The 23400-nt window shown below is 70.6% G+C and carries 25 protein-coding genes; 17 read left to right on the forward strand and 8 right to left on the reverse strand.

Going from position 1 to position 23400, the window contains the following annotated elements; translation table 11 throughout:
* Positions 1-3 precede the first annotated feature (3 nt).
* The 3 genes from IPM43_15210 to IPM43_15220 are packed head-to-tail and all read left to right on the forward strand — an operon-like array spanning position 4 to position 2634.
* The gene (locus IPM43_15210; protein QQS24710.1) at positions 4-1017 is read left to right on the forward strand and encodes a branched-chain amino acid ABC transporter permease; all 1014 of its coding nucleotides are present in this window, start codon (positions 4-6) and stop codon (positions 1015-1017) included.
* Positions 1007-1882: an ABC transporter ATP-binding protein gene (locus IPM43_15215; GenBank protein QQS24711.1), complete on the forward strand. Its 876-nt coding sequence runs from the start codon at positions 1007-1009 to the stop codon at positions 1880-1882. Before IPM43_15210 ends, IPM43_15215 begins: the two co-directional genes overlap by 11 nt.
* The gene (locus IPM43_15220; protein QQS24712.1) at positions 1879-2634 is read left to right on the forward strand and encodes an ABC transporter ATP-binding protein; all 756 of its coding nucleotides are present in this window, start codon (positions 1879-1881) and stop codon (positions 2632-2634) included. The genes IPM43_15215 and IPM43_15220 overlap by 4 nt, the downstream gene beginning before the upstream one ends.
* Positions 2635-2826: 192 nt before the next feature.
* Here IPM43_15220 and IPM43_15225 read toward each other — a convergent pair whose 3' ends face one another.
* Complete coding sequence (locus IPM43_15225) at positions 2827-3780, reverse strand: ABC transporter substrate-binding protein (GenBank protein ID QQS26493.1); 954 nt, start codon at positions 3778-3780, stop codon at positions 2827-2829.
* A 630-nt stretch (positions 3781-4410) separates the two neighbouring features.
* Here IPM43_15225 and IPM43_15230 point away from each other — a divergent pair.
* Positions 4411-5223, forward strand: a complete 813-nt coding sequence (locus IPM43_15230) for an enoyl-CoA hydratase/isomerase family protein (GenBank protein QQS24713.1) — start codon at positions 4411-4413, stop codon at positions 5221-5223.
* Positions 5213-5734 (forward strand): J domain-containing protein, encoded by a 522-nt coding sequence (locus tag IPM43_15235; protein QQS24714.1) that lies wholly within the window; start codon positions 5213-5215, stop codon positions 5732-5734. Before IPM43_15230 ends, IPM43_15235 begins: the two co-directional genes overlap by 11 nt.
* Here IPM43_15235 and IPM43_15240 read toward each other — a convergent pair.
* Both IPM43_15240 and IPM43_15245 read right to left on the reverse strand, forming a co-directional pair.
* Positions 5731-6654: a threonylcarbamoyl-AMP synthase gene (locus tag IPM43_15240; protein ID QQS26494.1), complete on the reverse strand. Its 924-nt coding sequence runs from the start codon at positions 6652-6654 to the stop codon at positions 5731-5733. The genes IPM43_15235 and IPM43_15240 overlap by 4 nt on opposite strands.
* 35 nt (positions 6655-6689) lie before the next feature.
* Positions 6690-7376, reverse strand: a complete 687-nt coding sequence (locus IPM43_15245; GenBank protein QQS24715.1) for an alpha/beta fold hydrolase — start codon at positions 7374-7376, stop codon at positions 6690-6692.
* A gap of 121 nt (positions 7377-7497) precedes the next feature.
* Between IPM43_15245 and IPM43_15250 the strand changes: the two genes are divergently transcribed.
* The 3 genes from IPM43_15250 to IPM43_15260 are packed head-to-tail and all read left to right on the forward strand — an operon-like array spanning position 7498 to position 10324.
* Positions 7498-8937, forward strand: a complete 1440-nt coding sequence (locus tag IPM43_15250; GenBank protein ID QQS24716.1) for a GuaB1 family IMP dehydrogenase-related protein — start codon at positions 7498-7500, stop codon at positions 8935-8937.
* A complete protein-coding gene (locus IPM43_15255; GenBank protein ID QQS24717.1) occupies positions 8826-9653 on the forward strand; it encodes a (d)CMP kinase in 828 nt (275 codons plus the stop codon). Before IPM43_15250 ends, IPM43_15255 begins: the two co-directional genes overlap by 112 nt.
* Complete coding sequence (locus IPM43_15260; GenBank protein ID QQS24718.1) at positions 9650-10324, forward strand: 1-acyl-sn-glycerol-3-phosphate acyltransferase; 675 nt, start codon at positions 9650-9652, stop codon at positions 10322-10324. Before IPM43_15255 ends, IPM43_15260 begins: the two co-directional genes overlap by 4 nt.
* Before the next feature lie 79 nt (positions 10325-10403).
* On the opposite strand, the gene IPM43_15265 is transcribed toward IPM43_15260, so the two are convergent.
* Both IPM43_15265 and IPM43_15270 read right to left on the reverse strand, forming a co-directional pair.
* Positions 10404-11666 carry a M18 family aminopeptidase gene (locus IPM43_15265; GenBank protein QQS24719.1) on the reverse strand — a complete coding sequence of 421 codons (1263 nt, stop codon included), beginning with the start codon at positions 11664-11666 and terminating at the stop codon, positions 10404-10406.
* Positions 11663-12280, reverse strand: a complete 618-nt coding sequence (locus IPM43_15270) for a histidine phosphatase family protein (protein ID QQS24720.1) — start codon at positions 12278-12280, stop codon at positions 11663-11665. The genes IPM43_15265 and IPM43_15270 overlap by 4 nt, the downstream gene beginning before the upstream one ends.
* 20 nt (positions 12281-12300) lie before the next feature.
* Between IPM43_15270 and pyk the strand changes: the two genes are divergently transcribed.
* From pyk to IPM43_15305, 7 genes are all read left to right on the forward strand, one after another.
* Positions 12301-13734 (forward strand): pyruvate kinase, encoded by a 1434-nt coding sequence (gene pyk, locus IPM43_15275; GenBank protein ID QQS24721.1) that lies wholly within the window; start codon positions 12301-12303, stop codon positions 13732-13734.
* A 330-nt stretch (positions 13735-14064) separates the two neighbouring features.
* Positions 14065-14379 (forward strand): hypothetical protein, encoded by a 315-nt coding sequence (locus tag IPM43_15280; GenBank protein ID QQS24722.1) that lies wholly within the window; start codon positions 14065-14067, stop codon positions 14377-14379.
* Positions 14376-14816 (forward strand): DUF3151 family protein, encoded by a 441-nt coding sequence (locus IPM43_15285; protein QQS24723.1) that lies wholly within the window; start codon positions 14376-14378, stop codon positions 14814-14816. The genes IPM43_15280 and IPM43_15285 overlap by 4 nt, the downstream gene beginning before the upstream one ends.
* Before the next feature lie 4 nt (positions 14817-14820).
* Positions 14821-15420: a molybdenum cofactor guanylyltransferase gene (locus IPM43_15290; GenBank protein ID QQS24724.1), complete on the forward strand. Its 600-nt coding sequence runs from the start codon at positions 14821-14823 to the stop codon at positions 15418-15420.
* A gap of 11 nt (positions 15421-15431) precedes the next feature.
* A complete protein-coding gene (locus tag IPM43_15295; protein QQS24725.1) occupies positions 15432-15764 on the forward strand; it encodes a rhodanese-like domain-containing protein in 333 nt (110 codons plus the stop codon).
* On the forward strand, positions 15761-16924 hold the full coding sequence (locus IPM43_15300) for an HRDC domain-containing protein (GenBank protein QQS24726.1): 1164 nt from the start codon (positions 15761-15763) through the stop codon (positions 16922-16924). The genes IPM43_15295 and IPM43_15300 overlap by 4 nt, the downstream gene beginning before the upstream one ends.
* Positions 16917-18044 carry a DUF1624 domain-containing protein gene (locus IPM43_15305; GenBank protein QQS24727.1) on the forward strand — a complete coding sequence of 376 codons (1128 nt, stop codon included), beginning with the start codon at positions 16917-16919 and terminating at the stop codon, positions 18042-18044. Before IPM43_15300 ends, IPM43_15305 begins: the two co-directional genes overlap by 8 nt.
* A 41-nt stretch (positions 18045-18085) precedes the next feature.
* On the opposite strand, the gene IPM43_15310 is transcribed toward IPM43_15305, so the two are convergent.
* Entirely contained in the window at positions 18086-18862 is a 777-nt protein-coding gene (locus tag IPM43_15310; GenBank protein ID QQS24728.1) for a ParA family protein, read from the reverse strand.
* 33 nt (positions 18863-18895) lie between these two features.
* A complete protein-coding gene (locus tag IPM43_15315) occupies positions 18896-20407 on the reverse strand; it encodes a DUF3459 domain-containing protein (GenBank protein ID QQS24729.1) in 1512 nt (503 codons plus the stop codon).
* 98 nt (positions 20408-20505) lie between these two features.
* Between IPM43_15315 and IPM43_15320 the strand changes: the two genes are divergently transcribed.
* Together IPM43_15320 and typA are read left to right on the forward strand one after the other, a co-directional pair.
* Positions 20506-20700, forward strand: a complete 195-nt coding sequence (locus tag IPM43_15320; protein ID QQS24730.1) for a hypothetical protein — start codon at positions 20506-20508, stop codon at positions 20698-20700.
* A 55-nt stretch (positions 20701-20755) separates the two neighbouring features.
* The gene (gene typA, locus IPM43_15325; GenBank protein QQS24731.1) at positions 20756-22597 is read left to right on the forward strand and encodes a translational GTPase TypA; all 1842 of its coding nucleotides are present in this window, start codon (positions 20756-20758) and stop codon (positions 22595-22597) included.
* An 11-nt stretch (positions 22598-22608) separates the two neighbouring features.
* On the opposite strand, the gene IPM43_15330 is transcribed toward typA, so the two are convergent.
* Positions 22609-23352 carry a hypothetical protein gene (locus IPM43_15330; GenBank protein ID QQS24732.1) on the reverse strand — a complete coding sequence of 248 codons (744 nt, stop codon included), beginning with the start codon at positions 23350-23352 and terminating at the stop codon, positions 22609-22611.
* Between the last annotated feature and the right edge of the window lie 48 nt (positions 23353-23400).

Below are 23400 nucleotides of genomic sequence, written 5' to 3' on the forward strand. Positions count from 1 at the left end.
ACGATGAACTGGTCGGCGATCCTCGAGAACACGGTGAAGTCGTTCATCGGCATCAACGCGGTGTACTTCGCCATCGCCGCGATCGGGTTGAACGTGCAGTTCGGCTACGCCGGCCTGCTCAACTTCGGCCAGGCCGCGTTCATGGCCGCCGGCGCCTACGGCCTTGGCATGACGGCGCACTACTTCGACATCTCGTTCTGGTGGGGGATCCCGATCGGCATCGGGTATGCGCTGATCCTCGGCCTGCTGATGGGCCTGCCCACGTTGCGCCTGCGCGCGGACTACCTGGCGATCGTCACCATCGCGGCCGCCGAGATCTTGCGGCTCATCGTGCGCTCGGTGCGGTTCAAGCACTTCTTCGGCGGCTCGGACGGGATCAACGAGTTCTCCGGCCAGTTCCGCGACATCGGCACCGACCTCGGGCTGGTGCAGGCCGAGGAGTACGGGTTCTGGTGGTTCACGTTCACCGGTCGTCAGCTGTGGGCGATGGTCGTCGGCTGGGCTCTCGTTGCCCTGTTCGGCACCCTCGTCTACTTCTTGATGAAGAGCCCCTGGGGGCGGGTACTGAAGGCGATCCGCGAGGACGAGGACGCCGTGCGCAGCCTCGGCAAGAACGTCTACAGCTACAAGATGCAGGCTCTGATCCTCGGCGGCGTCATCGCCACCTTCTCCGGCATGATCTTCTCGCTCGACCGGGGGTCGGTGCAGCCGGACAACTACAGCCGCGACGTCACGTTCTACGTGCTGACCGCGCTGGTGCTCGGCGGGGTCGCCCGTGTGGCCGGTTCGATCGTCGGCCCGATGCTGTTCTGGGGCATCTTCGTGTTCGTCGACAGCGTGTTGCGGGAGTGGACCCGCAACGGCCCGATCCGCATCGGCGACTTCACGCTCATCGCCTCGACCCAGGTCGGGCAGGTGAACTTCGCGTTGATCGGATTGCTGCTGATATTGCTGATGGTGTACCGACCACAGGGGCTCTTCGGCAACCGCAAGGAGATGGCCTTCGATGGGCGCTGAGCGGACGTTCGGACCGATCGCGACGGCGGCGCGCGAAGCGCTGGCGGGGGTGGAGCCGATCCCGGGGGCGCGCAAGCCCGATCCGATCCTCGTCGCCGACGGCGTGCGGCGCACGTTCGGCGGCATCGTCGCCGTCGACGTCGACCATGCCGAGGTGCAGCGCGGGTCGATCACTGCCCTGATCGGGCCGAACGGCGCGGGCAAGACCACGTTCTTCAACCTGCTCACCGGCTTCGACGAGCCCGACAACGGCAGGTGGGTGTTCGACGGCCGGGAGATGATCGGGGTCGCCCCGCACCGCACCGCGAGCTTGGGCATGGTGCGCACGTTCCAGCTGACGAAGAGCCTCACCAAGTTGCCGGTGATCGAGAACATGAAGCTCGGGGCGACGGGTCAACGGGGCGAGAAGTGGTGGAACGGGATGTTCCCGCCACGGTGGCGTGCGCAGGAGGCCGAGATCGAGGGTCGGGCCCTCGATCTGCTCACCCGCTTCAAGCTCGACCACATGCGTGACGAATACGCCGGAGCGCTCTCGGGCGGGCAGCGCAAGCTGCTCGAGATGGCGCGGGCGCTGATGACCGAGCCCCGCCTGGTGATGCTCGACGAGCCGATGGCGGGGGTCAACCCGGCGCTGAAGCAGAGCCTCAACGACCACATCCGCGGCTTGCGCGACGAGGGGATGACCGTGCTGTTCGTGGAGCACGACATGGACATGGTCCACGACGTCTCCGACTGGGTGATCGTGATGGCCGAGGGCATGGTGATCGCCGAAGGCACACCCGACCAGATCTCGGCCAACCCCGCGGTGATCGACGCCTACCTCGGAACCCATCAGGGCAAGTCGCTGCTGGAGGATCCGACATGACCGAGCCCACCGTGTCGGCGAAGGCGCCGGTGCTCGAAGCAACCGAGCTCGTCGCCGGGTACATCCCCGAGGTCAACATCTTGAACGGCTGCAACCTGGTCGTCGAAGAGGGCGAGTTCGTCGGGATCATCGGGCCGAACGGCGCCGGGAAGTCGACGCTCTTGAAGGCAGTCCTCGGCCAGTGCACGATCCGCTCCGGGACGGTCAGGCTGCACGACGCCGACATCACCGGGCGCAAGGCCCACGAGCTGGTGTCGATGGGCGTCGGCTACGTACCCCAGACGAAGAACGTCTTCCCCAGCCTCACCGTGCGCGAGAACCTGGAGATGGGCTGCTTCCTGAAGCGCTCGCTGTTCGCCGAGCGGTTCGAGTACGTCACCGCGTTGTTCCCCCGCCTGCTGGAGCGGGCCGGCCAGAAGGCCAGCGCGCTGTCCGGCGGCGAGCGCCAGATGGTGGCGATGGGGCGCGCCCTCATGATGAAGCCCTCCGTGCTGCTGCTCGACGAGCCCTCCGCCGGGCTGTCGCCGATCCTGCAGGACGAGGTGTTCGTGCAGTGCCGGGCGATCAATGCCACCGGAGTCGCGATCTTGATGGTCGAGCAGAACGCGCGGCGCTGCCTGCAGGTGGTGCATCGCGGGTACGTCCTCGACCAGGGCCGCAACGCCTACACCGGCACCGGGCGCGAACTGCTCGCGGACCCGAACGTGATCGAGCTGTACCTCGGCACCCTCGCTCGCGCGACCGGCGGCTGACCCCAGCACTGGCCACCGCCGCGCGCAGCTTGCGCGCCAATCTGTCAATGAACCTGCTCCTGCCGCAGCTTGGTTGACACATTGGCGCGCAAGCTGCGGTTTGCGGTTTGGGGATTGGGGGCGGGCACGCGAAAAGGGGGCCCCGGTTTCCCGGGGCCCCCTTTCCAAAGTTGAACTGATTGTCTTGTGGGCTCAGTTGCCGGCGTCGAAGTTCTCGCCGAGCGCGTTGCCCATGTTGCCGTCGGTGCCGTACAGGTTCTTCGTCTGCGGACCGACACCCTGCTCCACCATCGTGCGCAGGATGCGGCTGCCTTCGTCGAAGCTGACCAGCACGACCGCGTCAGGATCGGCGGCGACGACCTCGGCCACCTCGGCGTCGAAGCTTGCCGCCGTCGGGTCGTAGGCCTTCACACCGCGCACCTCAACGCCGGCGTCGGTGAGCAGGCCTTCGATCACACCGGCGATGCCGTTGCCGTACGCGTCGTCCAGGTTGAGGATGTAGACGGACGCGTTGCCGTCTTCCTGGATCAGGTTGGAGACGATGGCGCCCTGCAGGCCGTCGGGCGGAGCCGAGCGGAAGTACAGGCCGTTGTCGTCGTAGTCGGTCAGCGCGGGGCTGGTGTTGGCCGGGCTGAACATGGCCACACCCGCCTCGGTGATCTTGTCGATCACGGTCAGCGTGACGCTCGAGGAAGCGGCGCCCACGATTGCGTCGACACCCTCGCCGATCAGGCGGTCGGAGGTGACGCTCGCGATGTCGGTCGACGTGTCGCCCGAGTCACCCTGGGAGTACTCGACGTCGGCGCCGAGCACGCCGCCAGCAGCGTTGATCTCGTCGATGGCGAACTCGACGCCAGCGAACTCGGGTGGGCCGAGGAACGCAAGGCTGCCCGTCTCGGGCAGCAGCGAACCGATCATCAGCACGCCGTCGCCTTCACGCTCGACGGCCACCGGCACCGGGTCGACGACCATCGCCTCGGGGGCTTCGATCGTGCGGATCTCGGTGAGGCTGTCGTCGAGGCGGTTGTCGGCGCCGAACTCGAGCACCGCGTAGCTGCCCGCGAGGGGCTCGCCGTTGCCGTTGAAGTCGAGCGGGCCGGAGATGCCGTCGTAGTCGACGTCGCCGTCGGCTTCGACGATCGCCATGCAATCGGCGAACGTGGTGCACTTCTCGCCGTCCCGGGTGACGCCGACGATCTCGTTGCCGAGAGCGCTGCCGTCGGTGCCGGCTACCGCGGCCGCGAGCGCGATGGTGATCACCGCGTCGTAGGACTCGCCGGCGTAGTTGAAGTCGACCAGCGCCGCGTTGCCCTTTGCCACCCAGGCATCGTTGACCGCGGCGATCCACTCCTCGCTGACATCGGCACCCTTTGGTGTCGTGCCCCGCATGCCTTCCAGCTCGCCGCCGCCCGACGGAGCATCGGTGGACGGGGCGTCCGTGGACGGCGCGTCGGTGGACGGGGCGTCGGTTGACGGCGCGTCGGTGGACGGGGCGTCAGTTGACGGTGCATCGGTGCTGTCTGCGCCGCCGTCGTCGCCACCGCAGGCAGCGCCTACGAGTACGAGTCCGGCGAGCAGGGCACCAAGGCGCCGTGCGCGGGTCTTCTGCATGTTGTTGGTTCTCCCCCTAGGAGATACGGGCGATCCAGGACCACCCGTGATGTGTGTTGGCGCGCGACGGTAGTGGAGCCCCACCGTCATTGCTAGGCATTCCTGCCTCGGCCTCGCCCCGCAGGGTCGACTCGCTGGCAGGAGCAACCGCTACGGTGCCCGGTCATGACTGCCCCGACGGACGAGGTGCTGTACGCGGTCGACGAGCACGTTGCCACGATCACGCTCAATGCGCCGCAGCGGATGAACACCATCTCAGCGGCCATGCTCGAAGACCTGTCGGCGCGCCTGTTGCAGGCCGACGCCGACCGTGAGGTGCGCTGCATCGTGCTGACCGGCGCCGGCCGGGCGTTCTGCGCCGGCCTCGACCTCGGGTCGCAGATGTCGGCCCCGAAGGGCACGCTCGGGGGCCTCGGCGGGCTCGACAACGCCGCCGGCGAGCTCGACCTGCGCACGGCGCCACCGGTGGTGCTGCACAACCTCGACACGCCCACCGTGTGCGCCTTGAACGGCGGAGCCGCAGGGTACGGACTCGACGTCGCGCTCGGCTGCGACATCCGGGTGGCCGCCGACACGGCCAAGCTCAACCCGGGTTTCGCGAAGCGCGGCATCCTTCCCGAGAGCGGCGGTACGTGGCTCCTGCCCCGCATCGTCGGATACGCCCGAGCGGCCGAGATCGCCTTCACCGGGCGGACGCTGAGCGCCACCGAGGCGCACGAGCTGGGTCTCGTCAACCACGTCGTGCCCGCGGCCGAGCTCGCCGAGCGCGCCGGTGCGCTGGCTGGCGAGATCGCCGCCAACGCGCCGCTCGCGGTACGAGCGATCAAGCGGATGATGCGCGCCGCGGAGACCGAGACCTTCGAGCAGAACGTGCACCACGTGTTCCTCCAGCTCCTGCCGTTGTTCCGCACCGACGACTTCGGCGAGGGCGTCGCGGCGTTCATGGAGAAGCGAGCACCCGTGTTCCGTGGGCGATGACCCGTTCGCCGTGCTCGGCCTGACGCCGCAGGCGACGCTCGAAGATCTTCGCGTCGCCAGGCGGCGCATCGCCCGCGAAACCCATCCGGACCTCGGCGGCGACGGGAACCGGATGCGTGCGGTCAACGCCGCTTTCGAGGCTGCGGCCGCGCTGTTGCACACCGAGCCGTCTCCCGAGGTCGTGCGGGAAGACGCCGCTGAACCCGGCTTCCCAGCCGCTGGCCGGGCCATTTCCGACATGCCGTCGTTCGTGATCGAGGCGCTGCCTGCCGAGGCGTTCGAGGCTCTGCTGGTGGTGACGTCGTGGATGGGTGAGGTGCTGGTGGACGAGCCGCCGTACCTGCTTGAGGTGCACCTGGACGAGCCGACCGCGTGCTGGTGCAGGCTGGAGCTCGTACCCGACGCCGGGGCGAGCACGATCACCCTGACGGTGGCGGCGGTGCCGGGCGGCGCGGCGCCCGATGTGGAAGCGGTGCGCGACCTGTGGGTGGAACAGCTCAACCGCCTCTAGCGGTGAGCGGCGGCCTTCTGCAGCCTGTCGCGCACGGCATGGCCGAGCCCCTCCGGCGGTGGCAGCACGGCGACGAGCACCGCCACGCCGGCGTCGTCGGCCTCACGTAGCCAGCGGTAGAGCCCCTGTGCATAGGCGACGAGGTCTTCCGGCCCGGGATCGAGCACACCGACCTCACGTGCGGCGATGCGCTCAGCGGCAGCGAGGGCGGTCGCGGCCTCGCTGGACTCGGCCAGCACCACCCGGCAACGGGGGGCGTAGTGCGACTCGAGCATCCCGGGGGCGCGCCGTCCGCCACTCACCCGGCCGAGTCCGTCGCTCTCGCCGAGCAGGCGCGAGATGTCCTCCGTCGGGATCCCGCCGGGGCGCAGCACCTGGGGCGGGGTGACGGTGCAGTCGACGATCGTCGACTCGACGCCGACGGGGCATGGCCCGCCGTCGAGCACGTAGTCGACGTCGTCGCCGAGGTCGCCCAGCACGTGCTCGGCAGTCGTCGGGCTGACCCGGCCGAAGCGGTTCGCGCTCGGGGCGGCCAACCCGCCCCCGAAGCGCTCGAGCAGTTCGGCGGTAAGCGGGTGAGCAGGTACGCGCAGGCCGACGGTGTCCCGGCCCCCCGTGACCTGGTCGATCACCCGAGCTCCGCGGGGGACGAGCACGGTGAGCGGCCCCGGCCAGCACGCTCGGGCAAGCTGCTCGGCTGCGGCGGGCAATGGCTGGGTGGTCCACGTGCGGGCCGCGGCCAGCGACTGGACGTGGACGATCAGCGGATGGTCGGGTGGGCGGTCCTTGACGGCGAAGATCCGGCGCACGGCGTCGGCTTGCTCGGCATCGGCGGCCAGGCCGTAGACCGTCTCGGTCGGGATCGCGACGAGGCCCCCGCCGCGCAGCACTGCGAGGGCGTGGTCGACGTCCGAGCCGATGGCTCCCGCCGGTCGGCCCTCGCGCGATGCGCGGCTCACGCCGGGACGGCGTCCAGGAACTCGAGCGCGGCGTCGATGAACGCGAACGACTCCGGAGTGGCGAAGTGATCGACCCCGCGCAGCACCTTCAACGTCGCCTCCGGAAGGCGGTCCGCGAGGGGGTCACCGGGCCCGGCGAAGTCGCGATCGCCGATGGCGACGAGCACCGGGCAGGTCACCCCGGAAAGCAGCTCGTCGGTGAACGGCGGTGCAGGAGGCCGTTTCATCACGAGCGTCAATGCGGTCTTGTCGTTGCCCGGCTGGTCGGCGTACTGGACGAACATGCGGGCGATGTTGTCGGTCGGGTCACCGCGGCCTTCGAGGGCGGCGACGATGCGGGCGTGGCCTTCCTCCTCCGGCTCGAACAGGTTGCGCCCGATGCCGGCGAGCACCAGCCGGTGGAACCTCTCGGGTGCCCGGCAGGCCAGGCGGAGCAGGGTGATCGCACCGAGAGAGAAGCCGACGGCATCGACCTGCCCCGGTGGCAGCGCGTCTTCGATGCGTAAGGTCAGATCGGCGTAGGCGTCAGTGTCGTGGGGCTTGGGTGCCGTGCCATGACCGAGCAGGTCGATGCCGATCACCTCCCGCCCGGCATCGGCGAGCAGTTCGGTGAACCCGCTGCGCTGCCACGTCTCGGCGAACGAGCCACCCCATCCGTGCACGAGGACAACCGGGTGGGCCATCTGCGTGAAGCTACCTGCAGGGGGATCTGCTCACCGAGCGCACGGTCGGTGCACCGGCACCCGGGCCGCCATTAGCCTGGGGCGGCCTCAACCGGGCCAACCCCCCGCCGAGGCCGACCCGATGCGCTTCTTGAACGACACCGCCCCTCCGTACGAGCTCACGTACAGCGACGCCTTCATGGTGCCGAGCATCTCCGACGTTCCGTCACGCCTGGTCGTCGACCTCGTCACCCCGGACGGGCTCGGTACGACGATCCCGGTCGTCGTCGCCAACATGACCGCCGTGGCAGGACGCCGGATGGCCGAGACGGTCGCCCGTCGCGGCGGGCTGACCGTGCTGCCCCAGGACATCCCCCTCGACGTGATCGAGAGCGTCGTCGGCTGGATGAAGAGCCGCCACCCGATCTACGACACGCCGATCACGCTCGGGCCCCACCACACGGTGGGCGACGCCTTGAGCCTGATCCACAAACGTGCGCACGGGATCGTCGTCGTGGTGGACGACGACGAGCGTCCCCTCGGTGTGTTCACCGACGCCGACGCTGCCGGCTTCGACCGCTTCGCCCAGCTCCACACCGTGATGCGCACCGACCTGGTGACCGTCGCCGAGGGAACTGACCTCGAGCACATCTACGAACTGCTCTCCCACAAGCGGATCAACGCCGCACCCGTCGTCGGCGCCGACGGGCGGCTGCTCGGCTGCATGACACGTCGGGGGGCGCTGCGCTCCGCGATCTACCGCCCGGCGCTGAACGCGGCTGGTCAGTTGCTCACCTCGGCGGCGGTCGGCATCAACGGCGAACCGGCCACGCGGGCGAAGGAGCTCGCTGCTCTTGGCGTCGACGTCCTCGTCATCGACACCGCCCACGGTCACCAGACGCGCATGCTGCGCACCATCGCCGAGGTGCGCAGGTTGGTGCCCGACCAGCCGATCGTCGCCGGCAACGTCGTCACCGAGGAGGGCACGCGCCAGCTCATCGAGGCCGGTGCCGACGTGGTGAAGGTGGGGGTCGGCCCGGGGGCGATGTGCACGACGCGGATGATGACCGGCGTCGGTCGCCCGCAGTTCTCGGCCGTGCTCGAGTGCGCCGCCGAGGCCCGCCGCCACGGATGCCACGTGTGGGCCGACGGCGGCGTGCGCCATCCCCGCGACGTGGCGCTCGCACTCGCCGCCGGAGCGTCGAACGTGATGTTCGGGTCGTGGCTCGCCGGAACCTACGAGTCGGCCGCAGACACGCTGCGCGACACCGAGGGGCGCCTCTACAAGGAGAGCTTCGGAATGGCGTCGAACCGCGCGGTCAAGGTGCGCACCCGTTCGGAATCGCTGTTCGAGCGAGCGCGCAAGGAGCTGTTCGAGGAGGGGATCAGCACCTCGCGGATGTACCTCGATCCCGACCGCCCCGGCGTGGAGGACATCCTCGACCAGATCGTCGCCGGGGTGCGCAGCGCATGCACGTACGCGGGCGCCTCGACCATCCCCGAGTTCCAGGAGCGTGCTGTCGTCGGCGTGCAGAGCGCGGCCGGCTTCGACGAGGGGCAGCCTCAGGGAACCTCGTGGTGAGCGCGTCCACGACCAGGCCCGGCGCGCCCGGGCAGCGGCTGCTGCGCGTCGTCGCCATCGACGGCCCGGCCGGCGCCGGCAAGTCCACCGTGGCGCGCTTTCTGGCCGATCGGCTGGGGCTCGAATACCTCGACACCGGAGCGATGTACCGAGCCGTGACGTTCGGCGCGCTGGAGCGGCGGGTGCCGGTCGACGCCGAGGAGGCCGTCGCTCGTCTCGCTCGCGATCTCACGCTGGAGCTCGACGAGCGCGGGGTGCGGGTCGACGGCGTCGACGCCACCGCCGCGATCCGATCGCCCGAAGTCACCGCGCTCGTCAGCACCGTCGCCGCGAACCCGGCCGTTCGCCATGAGCTGCGTCGCCGCCAGCGGGCCTGGGGCGAGGAGCGCCGCGGTGGTGTGATCGAAGGCCGAGACATCGGCTCGGTGGTGTTTCCCGACGCGGTGCTGAAGGTGTACCTCACCGCTAGCCCGAGGGTGCGCGCCCTGCGCCGCGTGGCCGAGGCCGGCGGCGATGTCGACGAGATCGAGCGCGCGATCGCGGAGCGCGACCGGTTGGACTCGACCCGGGTCGACAGCCCGCTCGTCGAAGCCGACGGATCCGTCGTCGTCGACACGAGCGACCGCGGGATCGACGATGTCGTCGACGAGCTCGTGACGCTCGTGCGGCGCCGAGAGCGCCAGCTCGCCTCCCTCGGGGAAGGGGGGCCGCAGTGACCGGGGTCGACACGTTCCTCGCCGGCTCGGGCCCCGCGAGCCGGGCGTTCTACCAGTTCATGCGCTTCCTCGTCGTCACGTTCTGCAGGTTGTACCTGCGCCAGTCCGTGGAGGGCCGCGAGCACGTGCCGACGTCGGGTGCGTTCGTGCTCGCGCCGGTGCACCGTTCGTACGTCGACACGCCCATCGTGGCCTCGGCCACTCGCCGGCGGATGCGCTACATGGGCAAGGACACGCTCTGGCACAGGCCGCGTTTTGGCTGGATGCTGTCTGCGCTCGGGGCCTTCCCGGTGAGCCGCGGCAAGGCCGACCGCGAAGCGCTCATGCGCTGCATCGAGGTGCTCCGGGCGGGCGAGCCGCTGGTGCTGTTCGCCGAGGGCGAGCGGAAGTGCGGCCCGATCGTGCAACCGCTGTTCAACGGCGCCGCATATGCCGCTTGCAAGGCCAACGTGCCGATCGTGCCCGTCGGGATCGGCGGCAGCGAGCGAGCGATGCCGAAGGGCGCCAAGTTCGTCTATCCCCGCAAGGTGCACATGATCATCGGCGCGCCGATCCACCCCCGGGTCGACGGCAGCGGGCGCGCGCCGCGCGAGGCGGTGAAGGAGCTGTCGGCTGAGCTCCACGCCGAGATGCAGCGCCTGTTCGACGCCGCCCAAGCCCGGGTCGGCTGACAACGCCCCCCGTTCTCGGTCGGATGAGTCGCGCTATGTGTCACAAATCCGACCGAGAAACTTGGGGGAAGGGGCGCTCTCAGGCGCCGGCGTAGTACGCGGCGAGGGCCGCCTGCAGGTGCAGGGGGTCGTCTGCGCCGCAGAGCTCACGTGCCGAGTGCATGGAGAGCTGGGGCACCCCGACGTCGACCGTGGCGATGCCGAGCCTCGTCGCGCTGAGCGGGCCGATGGTCGAGCCGCAGGGCATGTTGTTGCGGCTCACGAACACCTGCCACGGGACCCCCGCCGCCTCACATGCGCGCTGGAAGACCGCCGCGGTCTCGGCCGAGGTCGCGTAGCGCTGGTTGCTGTTCAGCTTCAGCGCCGGACCGTGGTTGACGAGAGGACAATGGTCGGGCTCGTGGCGTTCGGGGTAGTTGGGGTGCACGGCGTGGGCGTTGTCGGCCGAGATGCAGGTGCTGGCCGCGAACGCGCGGTGCAGGTGCTCGCGGCCGCCGCCCGCGGCGAGCACGAGCCGTTCGAGCACGGTCTCGAGCAGCGGCCCGCTGGCGCCGACGGAGCTCTGCGAGCCGACCTCTTCGTGGTCGAACAGCGCGACGACTCGCCACGTTCCATCGTCGAGCTGAGCGCAGGAGCGAAGCGCCGTGGTCGCCGCCCAGCAGGACACCAGGTTGTCGAGGCGCCCGCTCGCGAAGAGCGTGCGGTCGGCGCCGAGCACCGCTGCCGGTGTGATGTCGTAGAGGCAGAGCTCCCAGGCCGCCAGTGCCCCCCTTTCGAGGGACGCCATCGCGGCGATCCACTCGGCGAACTCACCGGGAGCGAACTTGCCGGTGCCCCACACCGGGGTGAGGTGAGCCTGGCGGTCGAGCTTCAGCCCTCTTTCGCCGACGTCGCGGTCGAGGTGGATCGCGAGCTGGGGAACACGGGCCACCGGTTCGTCGACACGGACGAGGCGCGCCGTCCCGTTGCGCTCGACGAGGCGTCCGGCGACTCCGAGATCGCGGTCGAGCCAGGAGTTGGTGAGTGCGCCCCCGTACACCTCGACGCCGAGCTGGCGCCAGCCGAGCCTGCCCGTGTCGGGCAGCGGCTTCACACGCAGCCCGGGCGAGTCGGTGTGCGCTCCGACGATGCGGAACGAGCCCGGGATCGAACCGTCCCCACACCACGCGACGAGAGCGCCGCCGCGGATCACGTAGCCGCGCGGCACGCTCGTCCACGGGGCCGCCGCCTCGTCGACGGCGATGTAGCCCTCGGCGTCGAGCATGGCTGCCGCGGAGGAGACGGCGTGCCACGGCGACGGGGAGGCATCGAGGAAGCCGGCAAGCGCGTCGACGGAGGTCACTGGTGGAGACCCGTCGGCAGCCCGGTGCCGCGCAGGTGCGCGGTCTCGTTGACCGTCACGATCGAGCGCTGACCGCTGCCCGCCGCGGCCACCCGGTGGATCGAGGTGTAGTTCGGGTAGAAGAAGCCCATCGAGTTGGGCGTGCCGAGGACGTGGGCGAGGTAAGCGTTGATCACGCCGCCGTGGCAGACGACGGCGATCTTCTGCGACGGGTGGGCATCGACGAGGCGCTCGATGGCGTCGACACAGCGTCGGACGAAGATGTCGGGACTCTCGTCGTCGACCGGCCACTCCCCGTTGAGCAGCGCGTGCCAGCGCGGGTCGTTCTCGGCCTTCAGCTCCTCCACCGGGACGTACTCGTTCGAGTTGCGGTCCCACTCGGCGACTGCGTCCTCGATCACGACGCTGAGCTCCTGGGAGAGCGCGATCGGTTCTGCGGTCTGCCGGGCCCGCTGCAGCGGGCTGGCGTAGATCGCGTGAAGCCGCTCGGCGGCGAGGTAGTCGGCGAGGTGCTCTGCCTGCTGGCGGCCGGCCGCGGAGAGCTCCGGGTCGGCGACACCGCTCTCCAACTCGCGGCGCACGGGCAGCGCGTGGCGTACCAGCAGCAGCTCCATGGGGGACTAGATAAGCAGGTGTGAACCGTCGCACGAAGATCGTGGCCACCCTCGGACCGGCTACCGACCGAGGCGGCTGTCCCGACGAGCTCGTCGCCGCGGGCGTCGACGTGGTGCGGCTGAACCTGAGCCACGGAACCCTCGACGAGCACCGCGCCCGGATCGCGGCGGTGCGCTCCGCGGCCGAGCGGGCGGGCCGCGTCGTCGCCGTTCTCGCCGACCTCCCCGGCCCCAAGCTGCGTGCGGGGGAGATGCCGAGCGGCGGGGTGGACCTCGCTGCGGGCGCAGTCGTCGGACTGACCTTCGGTGAGGGGCCGAGCACCGCGTCGACGATCTCGGTGGACTACCCCGGCCTGGCGGAAGACCTCGCCGCCGGCGATCGGGTGGTGATCGGCGACGGGTCGATCGTGATGGAGGTAGATGCGGTGGCCGGCGAGACGGTCGAGTGCCGGGTCGTTGCTGGCGGCCGGGTCAGCGGCCGTCCCGGTGTCCACCTGCCCGGCGAGCGCCTACGGATGCAGACCCCGACCGAAAACGACCTGGTGCTCGCTCGGGCGGTGGCTGCCGAAGTCGACTTCCTGGCGGTGTCGTTCGTGCGCTCGGCCGGCGACGTCTCCGCCCTGCGGGCCGCGGTAGCGCAGCATCCGGTGCGGTTGGTGGCCAAGATCGAGACAGCGGCGGCGGTCGAGGCGTTGGCCGCGATCGCCGACGCTGCCGACGCCGTGATGGTCGCGAGGGGCGACCTCGGCATCGAGTGCCCGCTCGAAGACGTCCCGCACCTGCAGAAGCGGATCGTGCGGCACTGCGTCGAGGCCGGGATCCCGGTGATCACCGCCACCCAGATGCTGGAGAGCATGATCGACGCCCCGGAACCGACCCGCGCCGAGGTGAGCGACGTCGCGAACGCCGTGTTCGACGGAACCGACGCGGTGATGTTGTCGGGAGAGACGGCGATCGGCGCCGACCCGGCAAACGTGGTGCGGACCATGTCCCGCATCGTCGAGCGCGCGGAGGCGGGCGCCGACTATCCGGGGTGGGGAGCCCGTCTGGGGCGGGTGCTGCCACGACGGCCGGAGGCGTCGACCGACCCGGTCACGATGGCGATGACCCACGCCGCCTGGCAGGTTCAGGCCGATCTCGGGCTGGCGGCCATCGCCGCCGTCACCCGATCCGGGCGCACTGCCCAGGCGATCGCCCGCTACCGCCCCGCCACACCGCTGCTCGGGCTCAGCCCGGTGCCGGCGACCGTTCGCCACCTGGCCCTCGTCTGGGGGGTGACGCCGCTCGCCGTCGAAGCCGCGCGAAGCACAGACGACCTGGTGTGGACCGTCGTCGCCCGTGCCGAGGTGGCCGGTCATGTCCGCTCCGGCGACCTGCTGGCCGTCCTCGCCGGCGCCCCCGACCGCCCGAGCCACGCCGCCACGGACCTGCTCCGCGTCGTCGAGGTCCCCTGATTCTCGGGATCCCCTGAGTCAGACGACATCGCCGCGTGCCGCGACTCCCACCACAAACCGCAGCTATCGCGCCAATCTGTCAACCAACCTGCGCTAGCCGCAGCTTCGTTGACAGATTGGCGCGGAAGCCGCGAAACCTGCGGCAGCCGCGAACGTCGCGAAGCCGCGAAACCTGTGGCAGTCGCGAACGTCGCGAAGCCGCGAAACCTGTGGCAGTCGCGAACGTCGCGAAGCCGCGAAGCCGCGGAAGCCGCGAAAGCGTGGGCGGGGTGGCGACGGGGGACGATGGATGCTCGGGGGGCGGGGGTGGGCCGTCGTAGGGTGCTGCCCGTGCTGGGGATCGAGGTGGAGTCGATGAAGGCCCTCGCCATCGGCGTGATCGTGGTGCTCGTCGTCATCGCGGCGATCGCGGTGAAGGTGATCGTCAACGGCACCGTGCGACTGCTCACGGTCGCGCTCGTCGTGGCCGCCGGGGTGCTGGTGTGGAGTCAGCGCCAGGCGTTGCAGGACTGCGCCGAGGACGTGAAGGACGAGGCGCTGCTCGCCACCGACGGGGAGCAGCAGGAGCCGCCGCGGTGTCGGTTCCTGGGTTTCGAGGTGACCGTCGACCTGCCCGAGCTCGACGTACCGGGGCAGGAGGAATGAGCGACCAGACGGTCGATCTGCAGCCGCAGGGCCCGCCGTCGACCGTGCTCCCGGAGGCGGATCCCGCGGCCGCTGCCGCGCTGAGGGCCGCGCTCGCGGCGCCCGTCGCCGAACGGCGTACTGCCGTCGCCGCCGTCGTCGCGCGCTGGCCCCGCTACCTCGACGCATGGGCGCTGCTCGGCGACGCCGGGCGTGACCTGGTCGAGCAGTACGCGTGCTACCGGGTCGGCTACCACCGCGGCCTCGACGCCCTGCGGGCCAGCGGCTGGAGGGGTTCGGGCTACGTACGCTGGAGCGCGCCGACGAACCGCGGCTTCCTGCGCGCCCTGCGCGGGCTGCAGCGCACCGCGGCGGCGATCGGCGAGCTCGACGAGGCCGATCGCTGCGCGCTGCTCCTGCGCCAACTAGACCCGTCGGGCGTTCCGGACGAGGGCTGAGCTGTTGCCCGGCGACTGTTGGGCGGGGGCGGTGCTCGCGGGTGGGGCGAGCCGCCGGATGGGCAGCGACAAGGCCGCGCTCGAGCTGGGTGGCGAGCCGCTCGTCGCCCGGCTGGCGGGCGTCCTGCGCGCCGCCGGCGCCGACGCCGTCGTGGCGGTGGGCGGCGACAGCAGCTTGCACGCCCGTGCCGGCGTCGACTCGCTGCCCGACGAGCACCCCGGCCAGGGGCCCCTCGGCGGCTTGCTGAGCGCACTGCATTGGTCTCCGTGCCCGGTGCTCGTGGTGGTCGCGGTGGACCTCGTGGGGCTGGACGCCGAGACGGTGTCACGCGTCGTCGCCGCACTCCGCCGGCCCGCCGACCATGTCGAGGCCGCCGACCACGCCGAGGCCGCCGACGTCGCCGCGGCACAGGGCGGCGACCGTCGCGAACCGCTCTGTGCCGCCTGGAGGGTGCAACGCTGCGAGCCGACGCTCGCCGCCGCGTTCTCTTCGGGGGAGCGGGCGATCCGGCGCGCCTGGAGCGGCCTGCAGGTCGTATCGGTGGGTGTCGACCCCTCCCGGTTGGTGAACGCGAACAGCCCCGGTGACCTGGGAGGCGGGTAGGTTCTGGCTCCATGGTTGCAGTGCCGGAGATCACCGTCGACGAGCTCGCCCGGCAGCTGGCCGACGGCGCGGCGCTGGTCGACGTCCGCCAGCCGGAGGAGTACACGAGCGGGCACGTGCCCGGTGCCGTCTTGGTGCCCCTCGCCACCGTTCCGGAGAACCTCGGCCTGATGACGAGCGCCGACGGCAAGCCCGTCTACCTGATCTGCCGCAGCGGGGGTCGCAGCGCGAACGCCTGCGTCTACCTGGCCGAGCAGGGTCTCGACGCGGTGAACGTGCAGGGTGGGATGATCGCCTGGGTGTCGAGCGGGCGCCACGTCGTGGAGGGGATCGACCCGTCGTGAGCCACCGCTGGGTGTCGACCGACGAGGAGCTGGCACGGGTGGTCGACGAGGTGCGCAGTGAGCCGCGCTACGCCCTCGACACCGAGTTCCACCGGGAGCGCACGTACTACCCACGTCTCGCTCTGGTGCAGCTGTCCTGGCCGGGGGGCACCGTGCTGATCGACCCGCTGGCGTGCGACTGCCGCGGTCTGGTCCCCCTGCTCGAGGGTCCCGGGCTCGCGGTGTTGCACGCTGCCCAGCAGGACCTCGACGTGTTGCAGTCCTCGATCGGGGCGGTGCCGGCCCACCTCTACGACACCCAGCTCGCGGCGGGCTTCGTCGGCTACAGCACGCCGGCGTTGAGCGCGCTGGCGCAGGGCGAGCTGGCGACGACGCTCCCGAAGGGTGACCGCCTCACCGACTGGCTGCGCCGGCCGCTCACCGAGGCCCAGCGCGAATACGCGGCTTCCGACGTGACGCACCTGCTCGCCCTGCACGACACGCTCACCGCGCAGGCGGCCGCGCTCGGGCGCGCGGCATGGGTCGACGAGGCCTGTGAAGAGCTGCGCACCCGCGCTTACGGCAGCAACGACCCGGCAGACGCCTGGCTGCGCCTGAAGGACGTGCGCACGCTGAAGGCGAAGGCGCGCGGCGTGGCCCAGGCGGTGGCCGAGTGGCGTGAGCGCCGGGCGGCGGCGAGCGACATCCCGCCTCGGCAGGTGTTGCCCGACCTCGCGATCCTCGGCATCGCCCAGAAGGCGCCGCGCACGCCGCAAGAGCTCGCGCACGCCCGCGGGGTGGACGAGCGGCACTACCGGGGAGGTCTCGGCCGAGAGATCGTCGACGCCGTCGCCCGCGGGGTCGACCAAGAGGTCGCCGTGCCCGCGAACGACGCCGACGAGCTCGACCGCCACCTGCGCCCGGCCGTCACCCTCGTGTCGGCGTGGGTCAGCGAGCTCGCCCGCAAGGAGCGCATCGACACCGTGCTGCTCGGGACACGGGCCGACATCGCCGCGCTGCTGCGCGGCGATCCCGAAGCCAGGCTGGCGAGCGGCTGGCGGGCGGCAGTGGTCGGCGACGACATCCGCCACCTGGTGGAAGGCACCGCCGCGCTCACCTTCGACGGCCGGGGCGGTCTTTCGCTCATCCCCGTGCCGGTCGTGACCGCGCCCGATGTCTAGCGCCATCGGCGCCGACGCCCTCGCCGCTGAGGCGCCGGAAGCCACCGCTCCCGCCGAGCCCGTGCCGCCGGACCCGCCGCGCACCCGCAGCCTCTACATCGACGCCGCGCGAGGCCTGCTGCTCGCCGTGATGCTGGTCACGCCGGCCTTCGGGGAGGGCGACGCGTACCCTTGGCTCCACCACTCGCCTTGGGACGGGCTGACGGTGAGCGATTTCGTCTTTCCCGCCTTCATGTTCCTGTCCGGGTTCTCGCTGTGGTTCCTCACCAGGCGCGGGTTCTCGGCAAAGGTGGTCCGCCGGCTGGTCAAGCGGGTGATCGCGCTGATCGTCGCCGGACTCGTCTACAACGCCTGGGACACCGGAGCAGACCTGACCAACCTGCGCTTCACCGGTGTGCTGCAGACGATCGGCATCGCCGGGGGCCTCGGCGCGATCGTGATCTGGGCGACGCGGGGCCGCCGCCTCCCCGTCGCTGCCGTCACCGCCGTGATCGTGATGGGGTGGGGAGTGCTCGTCGGCCGCCCCTGCGAAGGGCGCTGCAGCCCGATGTTCTGGCTGGACCGCGCGATCGTCAACGATCAACACCTCTACCGCGGCGCCGCGTCGGGGATCGACCCCGAGGGAGTGGGGCAGATGCTGATCGCGGTCGCGCTGGTGCTGCTCGGCTGGATCGCGGCCACCTTGCTGGAGGGGGAGCGGAACCTGCTCCGCACATGGCTCTACGCGGCCGGCCTCGGCGCGGCGGGGCTGATCGCGATGACGGTCGTCGATCCGAACAAGCGGTTGGCGACGCCGTCCTACGTGGCCATCACGGCCGCCGCGGCGCTCACGTTGCTGCTCGTGTGCCGCGCCCTCGAGCACCTGCCGGTCGGCAAGCAGCTGTGCTGGACGGCCTCCGTGCTCGGGATCAACTCGCTCGTCGTGTACATGGGGGAGCGATTCGTGAACGGAGCGCTCCAGCACACCACGGTGGACGGCCGCCCGGCGCACGAGTGGCTGGCCGACGTGCTGAACGCCTCACCCGACCGAGCCGGCCTGGCGATCGGGTTCAGCGTCCTCGTTGCGTTGTGGCTGGTCACTGCGGCGATGAAGGCCCTTCAGTGGCGGATCGCCCTGTAGTTAGACCAGGTAGTAGGCCCAGGTAGTGAGCGGTCACCGGTTCAGCGGCGGTGCTCTTTCACGTGGCGGCGCAGGTGTCGCCAGAGCTGGTCGAACACCTCGACCACGTCGGCGGCGCGTACCCCGTAGGCGTGGATCGGCTGACGGTCGCCGATCGCCTGGTTGATGATCACGCGCTGGGGGACGAACGGCTCCCAGATCGCCTTGCGCCCGACGATGCGGGCCAGCTCCTCGAGACGTCGATCGGCCTCGCCCGACACCGGCGGCACCTTGTTGACGATCACGCCGGCCAGGTCGAGGTTCGGGTTGTGGGCGTCCCACACCTCGTCGACCACGTCTGCCACCGCACCGATCCCGCGCAGGCTCAGCGCCGCCGGTTCGACGACGATCACCGCGTGCTGGGCGGCGGTGAGGCCGTTCAGGGTGAGGCTGCCGAGCGAGGGCGGGCAGTCGAGCAGCACGACGTGGTAGTGGCCGACCACTGTCGCCAACGCCGCCGCGAGCCGCCCGGGCTCGCAGGTGACCTCGTGGGGGAGCAGCCGGTGTGAAGAGGGCAGCAGGTGCACGCGCTCGCTCCAGGACGAGGCCACGATGGCGTTCTCCGCCGGCGCACCGTGGAGCACCTCGGCAGTCGACACGCCGACGGTGGTCGGATCTCGCCCGAGCACCCACGTCGAGGAGCCCTGCGGGTCGAGGTCGACGACGAGCACGCGCTTGCCGGCGCGCATCGCCGCGGAGGTGAGCCCGACGGTGACCGTCGTCTTGCCGACCCCGCCCTTCTGGTTGACGATCGCCGCGATCGCACCCCTCGACGCCATGGGTGCCCATGTTGGCACCACCCGCCTTGCCGCTCAGGGACGGCGAACGATTCGAGCGCCGAACGGGGCGAGGTCCTCGCCGGGGGTCTGCGCGCCGGCGGTGTCGAGCAGCACCTCGCCGTCGTCGGTCAGCGATCGTGCCGGGTGTTCGCTCGTCGACACCTGGATCGTGAGCCGCTCGCTGCCCTCCCGCTCGTAGGCGAGGACCCCGGCAGGGGCGTCGTCGCGCAGCTCGAACGAGCCCGTGCGCAGCGCATCGCCGGCCCGCCGGAGGGCGAGCAAGGTGCGGTAGAGGTGCAGCACGGACGTCGGATCGCCTCGCTGTGCCTCGACCGAGCGCTCGCCCGCTTCGGGCGGGAATGGCAACCACGGATCGGCCGGCCATCCGTGCGGCGCCGCCGCGGTCCAGGGCAGCGGAGCCCGGCAGCCGTCGCGCCCGCCGGGGTCGACGACGCGCTCGGGGGGTATGTCGGCGTCGACCAGGCCGAGCTCCTCGCCGGCATACAGGAACGGTGTGCCGGGCAGCGTGGTGAGCAGCACGGCGGCTGCACGGGCGACGCGCTCGTCACCTCCGTAGCGGCCGCGGTGGCGGGGTTGGTCGTGGTTGGACAGCACCCACACCGGCCACGCTCCGGCGGGCTCCAGCACCGCGAGGCCGTCGCGCACGTGGCGGTGCAGCTCGGCGGCCTCCCAGCGCGAGTGGGTGAGGCCGAAGTTGAAGCTGAGGTGCAGCTCGTCGCCGTCGCCGTAGTACTTGACCACCTTTTCCGGGTCGAGCAGGTACACCTCGCCGACACTCGTGCGGTCGCCGGGGTAGGAATCGAGCACCGCCCGGATCTCACGCAGGTAACGGTGGGTGTCGGGGTGGTCGTTGAACGGCACGTGCGACCAGTGGACGAGGTCGGCGGGGTCGTCGGCGTCGACGTCCTTGCCGAGCAGGTGCACGACGTCCATCCGGAAGCCGTCGACGCCACGGTCGAGCCAGAAGCGCAACGTGTCGAGCATCGCCGCGCGTACCTCGCCGTTGGCCCAGTTCAGGTCGGGCTGCTCGGGCAGGAAGCAGTGCAGATACCACTGCTCGGTCGCCGGGTCGAGCGTCCACGCCGGCTCGGCGGTGTCGAAGGCCGCCCGCCAGTTGTTGGCCGGGGCGTCGCGCCACACGTACCAGTCGCGCTTCGCGCTGGAGCGCCCGGAGCGGCTCTCCAGGAACCACGGGTGCTGGTCGGAGGTGTGGTTCGGCACCCAGTCGAGCATCACCTTCAACCCGCGGCGGTGGGCCTCGGCGACGAGGCGGTCGAACGTGTCGAGGTCACCGAACACGGGGTCGACGGAGCAGTAGTCGCTGACGTCGTACCCGAAGTCGGCCATCGGGGAGGGAAAGATCGGCGACAACCAGATCGCGTCGACTCCCAGCCACTCCACGTGGTCGAGGTGGGCGAGGATCCCGGCCAGGTCGCCGATGCCGTCGGCATCGGCGTCGGCGAAGCTGCGGGGGTAGATCTGGTAGATCACAGCCGACTGCCACCAAGGCCCTGCATGCGCCATGAGCTGGTACGATACGTCGCCCGACCGAACACCCTCGTTGCAGGGTGCAACCGGTAGACTCGAATCCAATGTCAGCACACTAAGTTCGGAGCCCTACCGTGAAGAAGGGTCGTCATCGCCGCTTCGAAGAAGCGCGCAAGCTCAAGCAGTCCGGTCCCAGCGCGTCTGACCTGGGCCTCGGAGCCCAGGAATCCCGCCCGTACGAGTCAGAAGACGACGAGTACGCCGCCATCGCCGAGAAGTACGGCGTGCGGTTCGACGACGACGACGACGAGGACGTCGAAGAGCACTGAGCAGCCAGGCCGAGGCCCCGTCACCGGAGCCCGCCGCGCATCACGCCCTCACGAGATGAAGCCGTCCCTACGTAACGTCGCCCTCGTCGCGCATGTCGACCATGGCAAGACCACCCTCGTCGACGCGCTGTTGCGCGCCACGGGCACTTTCGCCGCCCATCAGCAGCTCGTCGAACGGGTGATGGACACCGGCGACCAGGAGCGCGAGCGGGGGATCACGATCCTCGCCAAGGCCGCCGCGGTCACCTGGCGCGGGGTGAAGATCAACCTCGTCGACACCCCCGGTCACGCCGACTTCGCCGGCGAGGTGGAGCGGGCGCTGACCATGGTCGACGGCATCTTGCTGCTCGTCGACGCGGCCGAAGGCCCGCTGCCCCAGACCCGCTACGTGCTGCAGAAGGCACTTGCCCAGGACCTGCCGGCGATCGTCGTCGTGAACAAGGTCGACCGCGCCGACGCCCGCGCCGACGAGGTGCTCGACGAGGTCTACCAGCTGTTCATCGACCTCGAGGCCGACGACCACCACATCGAGTTCGAAGTCGTCTCGGCCGTCGCCCGTGAGGGCCGGGCGGTGCGTGGCATCGGGATGCCCGCCGCCGACGCCGACCTGTCGGCGCTGCTCGACACCATCGTCGAGCAGATCCCCGCTCCGGCGGGCGACCCCGCGGCGCCGCTGCAGGCGCTCGTCACCAACCTCGACGCCTCCGACTACCTCGGGCGCCTCGCGATCGGCCGCGTCCACAACGGGGTGCTGCGCAAGGGCGACACGGTGGCGTTGCTGGAAGAGGAGTTCGCCGCCGGCCAGCCGCCGCTCAAGCGGCGCCTGTCCCAGCTGATGGCGTTCTCCGGGGTCGGGCGCGAAGAGGTCGAAGAGCTCTCGGCGGGCGACCTGTTCGTCGTCGCCGGGTTCCCCGAGGTGGAGATCGGCGACACCATCGCCTCGGTCGAAGCTCCGGCCGCACTGCCTCGGCTCACCGTCGACGAGCCGGTGTTGCGGATGACGTTCGGAGTCAACACCTCGCCGTTTGCGGGGCGCGACGGCAAGTTCCTCACCAGCCGCCACCTGCGTGATCGCCTGCACCGCGAGGTGCTCGGCAACGTGTCGGTCAAGCTGCACGAGACCGACTCGACCGAGGTGATGGAGGTCGCCGGCCGGGGAGAGCTGCAGCTCGCGGTGCTCATCGAGTCGATGCGTCGCGAGGGCTACGAGATGCAGGTGAGCCGGCCCGAGGTGATCACGAAAGAGGTCAACGGCAAGCGCTTCGAGCCACTCGAGCGCGGCGTCTGCGACGTGCCCGACGAGCACGTCGGCACGGTCACCCAGGCACTCGCCCCGCGCAAGGGCCGAGTCACCGACCTGCGCCCCGGCGACCCGGGCCGCACGGTGGTCACCTTCGAGTGCCCGAGTCGCGGCCTGATCGGGTTCCGCTCCTTGCTGCTGACGGCCACGCGGGGGACGGCGATGCTCCACCAGCACCATGCCGGCTGGACCCCGTGGGCCGGCGACCTGCCGCACCGCACCGGAGGGGCGATGGTCGCCGACCGGATCGGCATGGTGACCGCCTACGCGCTCGACAACCTGCAGCTCCGCGGCGAGCTGTTTGTCCAGCCCGGCGACGACGTCTACGAGGGCATGGTCATCGGCGAGAATGCCCGACCCGACGAGATGGTGTGCAACGCGGTGCGGGCGAAGGAGAAGACGAACATCCGCACGCACAGCCACGACGACGGGGTGAAGTTGGCGGCACCGGTGGAACACACGCTGGAGACCGCGATCGAGTGGATCGCCGAAGACGAGTTGGTCGAGGTCACTCCCTCCGCGATCCGCATCCGCAAGCGCCACCTCGGCCTCGAGGAGCGTCGACGGGCCTCCCGGCGGGTCCCGGCCACGGCCTGAGCCGCGAGCACTCAGCGCTTGTGCTTGCGCACCGCGGGGTGGGGCAAGGGCGTCCAGTCGGGGCGCTCCAGCAGCGGGACGGCCAGCTCGTAGATGCGCTCGCCGACCATCTCGACGATCTCGTCGCGCAGGTACCGGTAGGTGGGCACGGAGCCGACGAACGCTTCCGGCGATTCGGTGCACCACCAGTGGAACTCCTCGCCGCCCTCGCCCCAGTCACGACGCTTCCATTCGCGCAGCGTCGACGTGAGGTGATCGTTGTCGTCGCGGCTGTGTTCGAGACGTAGCGGCAGCTGCCAACAGACGTTCGGCTTCCAGTCGAGCGGGCGCTCGCCGGCCTGCTCCGCAGCGATGTGCAACGCGCAGCCCGCGCCACCGGGAAAGCCGGGGCGGTTCAAGAAGATGCACGCACCGTCGACGAGACGGGTGGTGGTGGAGCCCTCCTCGCCCGGCGCGAGGAAGCCGGAGCGGCGGCCCGACTTGTGGTTCTGCCAGACGGCGGGCGTCAGTCGCACGACGGCGTGAACCACCGTCTGCACGTCGTCGTCGTCGACGAAGTGCGCGCCGTGGCTGCAACACCCGTGCATCAACTCGGGCGCGGGGGCGTCGAGCACGCCGAGGCACCCGGCGCCGTAGATGCACTGCCAGTCGGAACGCAGGAACGTGGCGTCGAACGCCCAGGTCCTGTCTTCTTCAGGGTCGTCGAAGCTGATCCACTCGTGGACGTCGGCGGGGGGGCGCGGGTGCTTTCGCACGGGGTGCAATCCTAGGAGCCCGAAGGCACCTGGTCGGTAGCATCTGTC

This window comes from Actinomycetota bacterium, from assembly GCA_016700055.1.
In the GTDB taxonomy this organism is placed as follows: Bacteria; Actinomycetota; Acidimicrobiia; order Acidimicrobiales; family Ilumatobacteraceae; genus Kalu-18.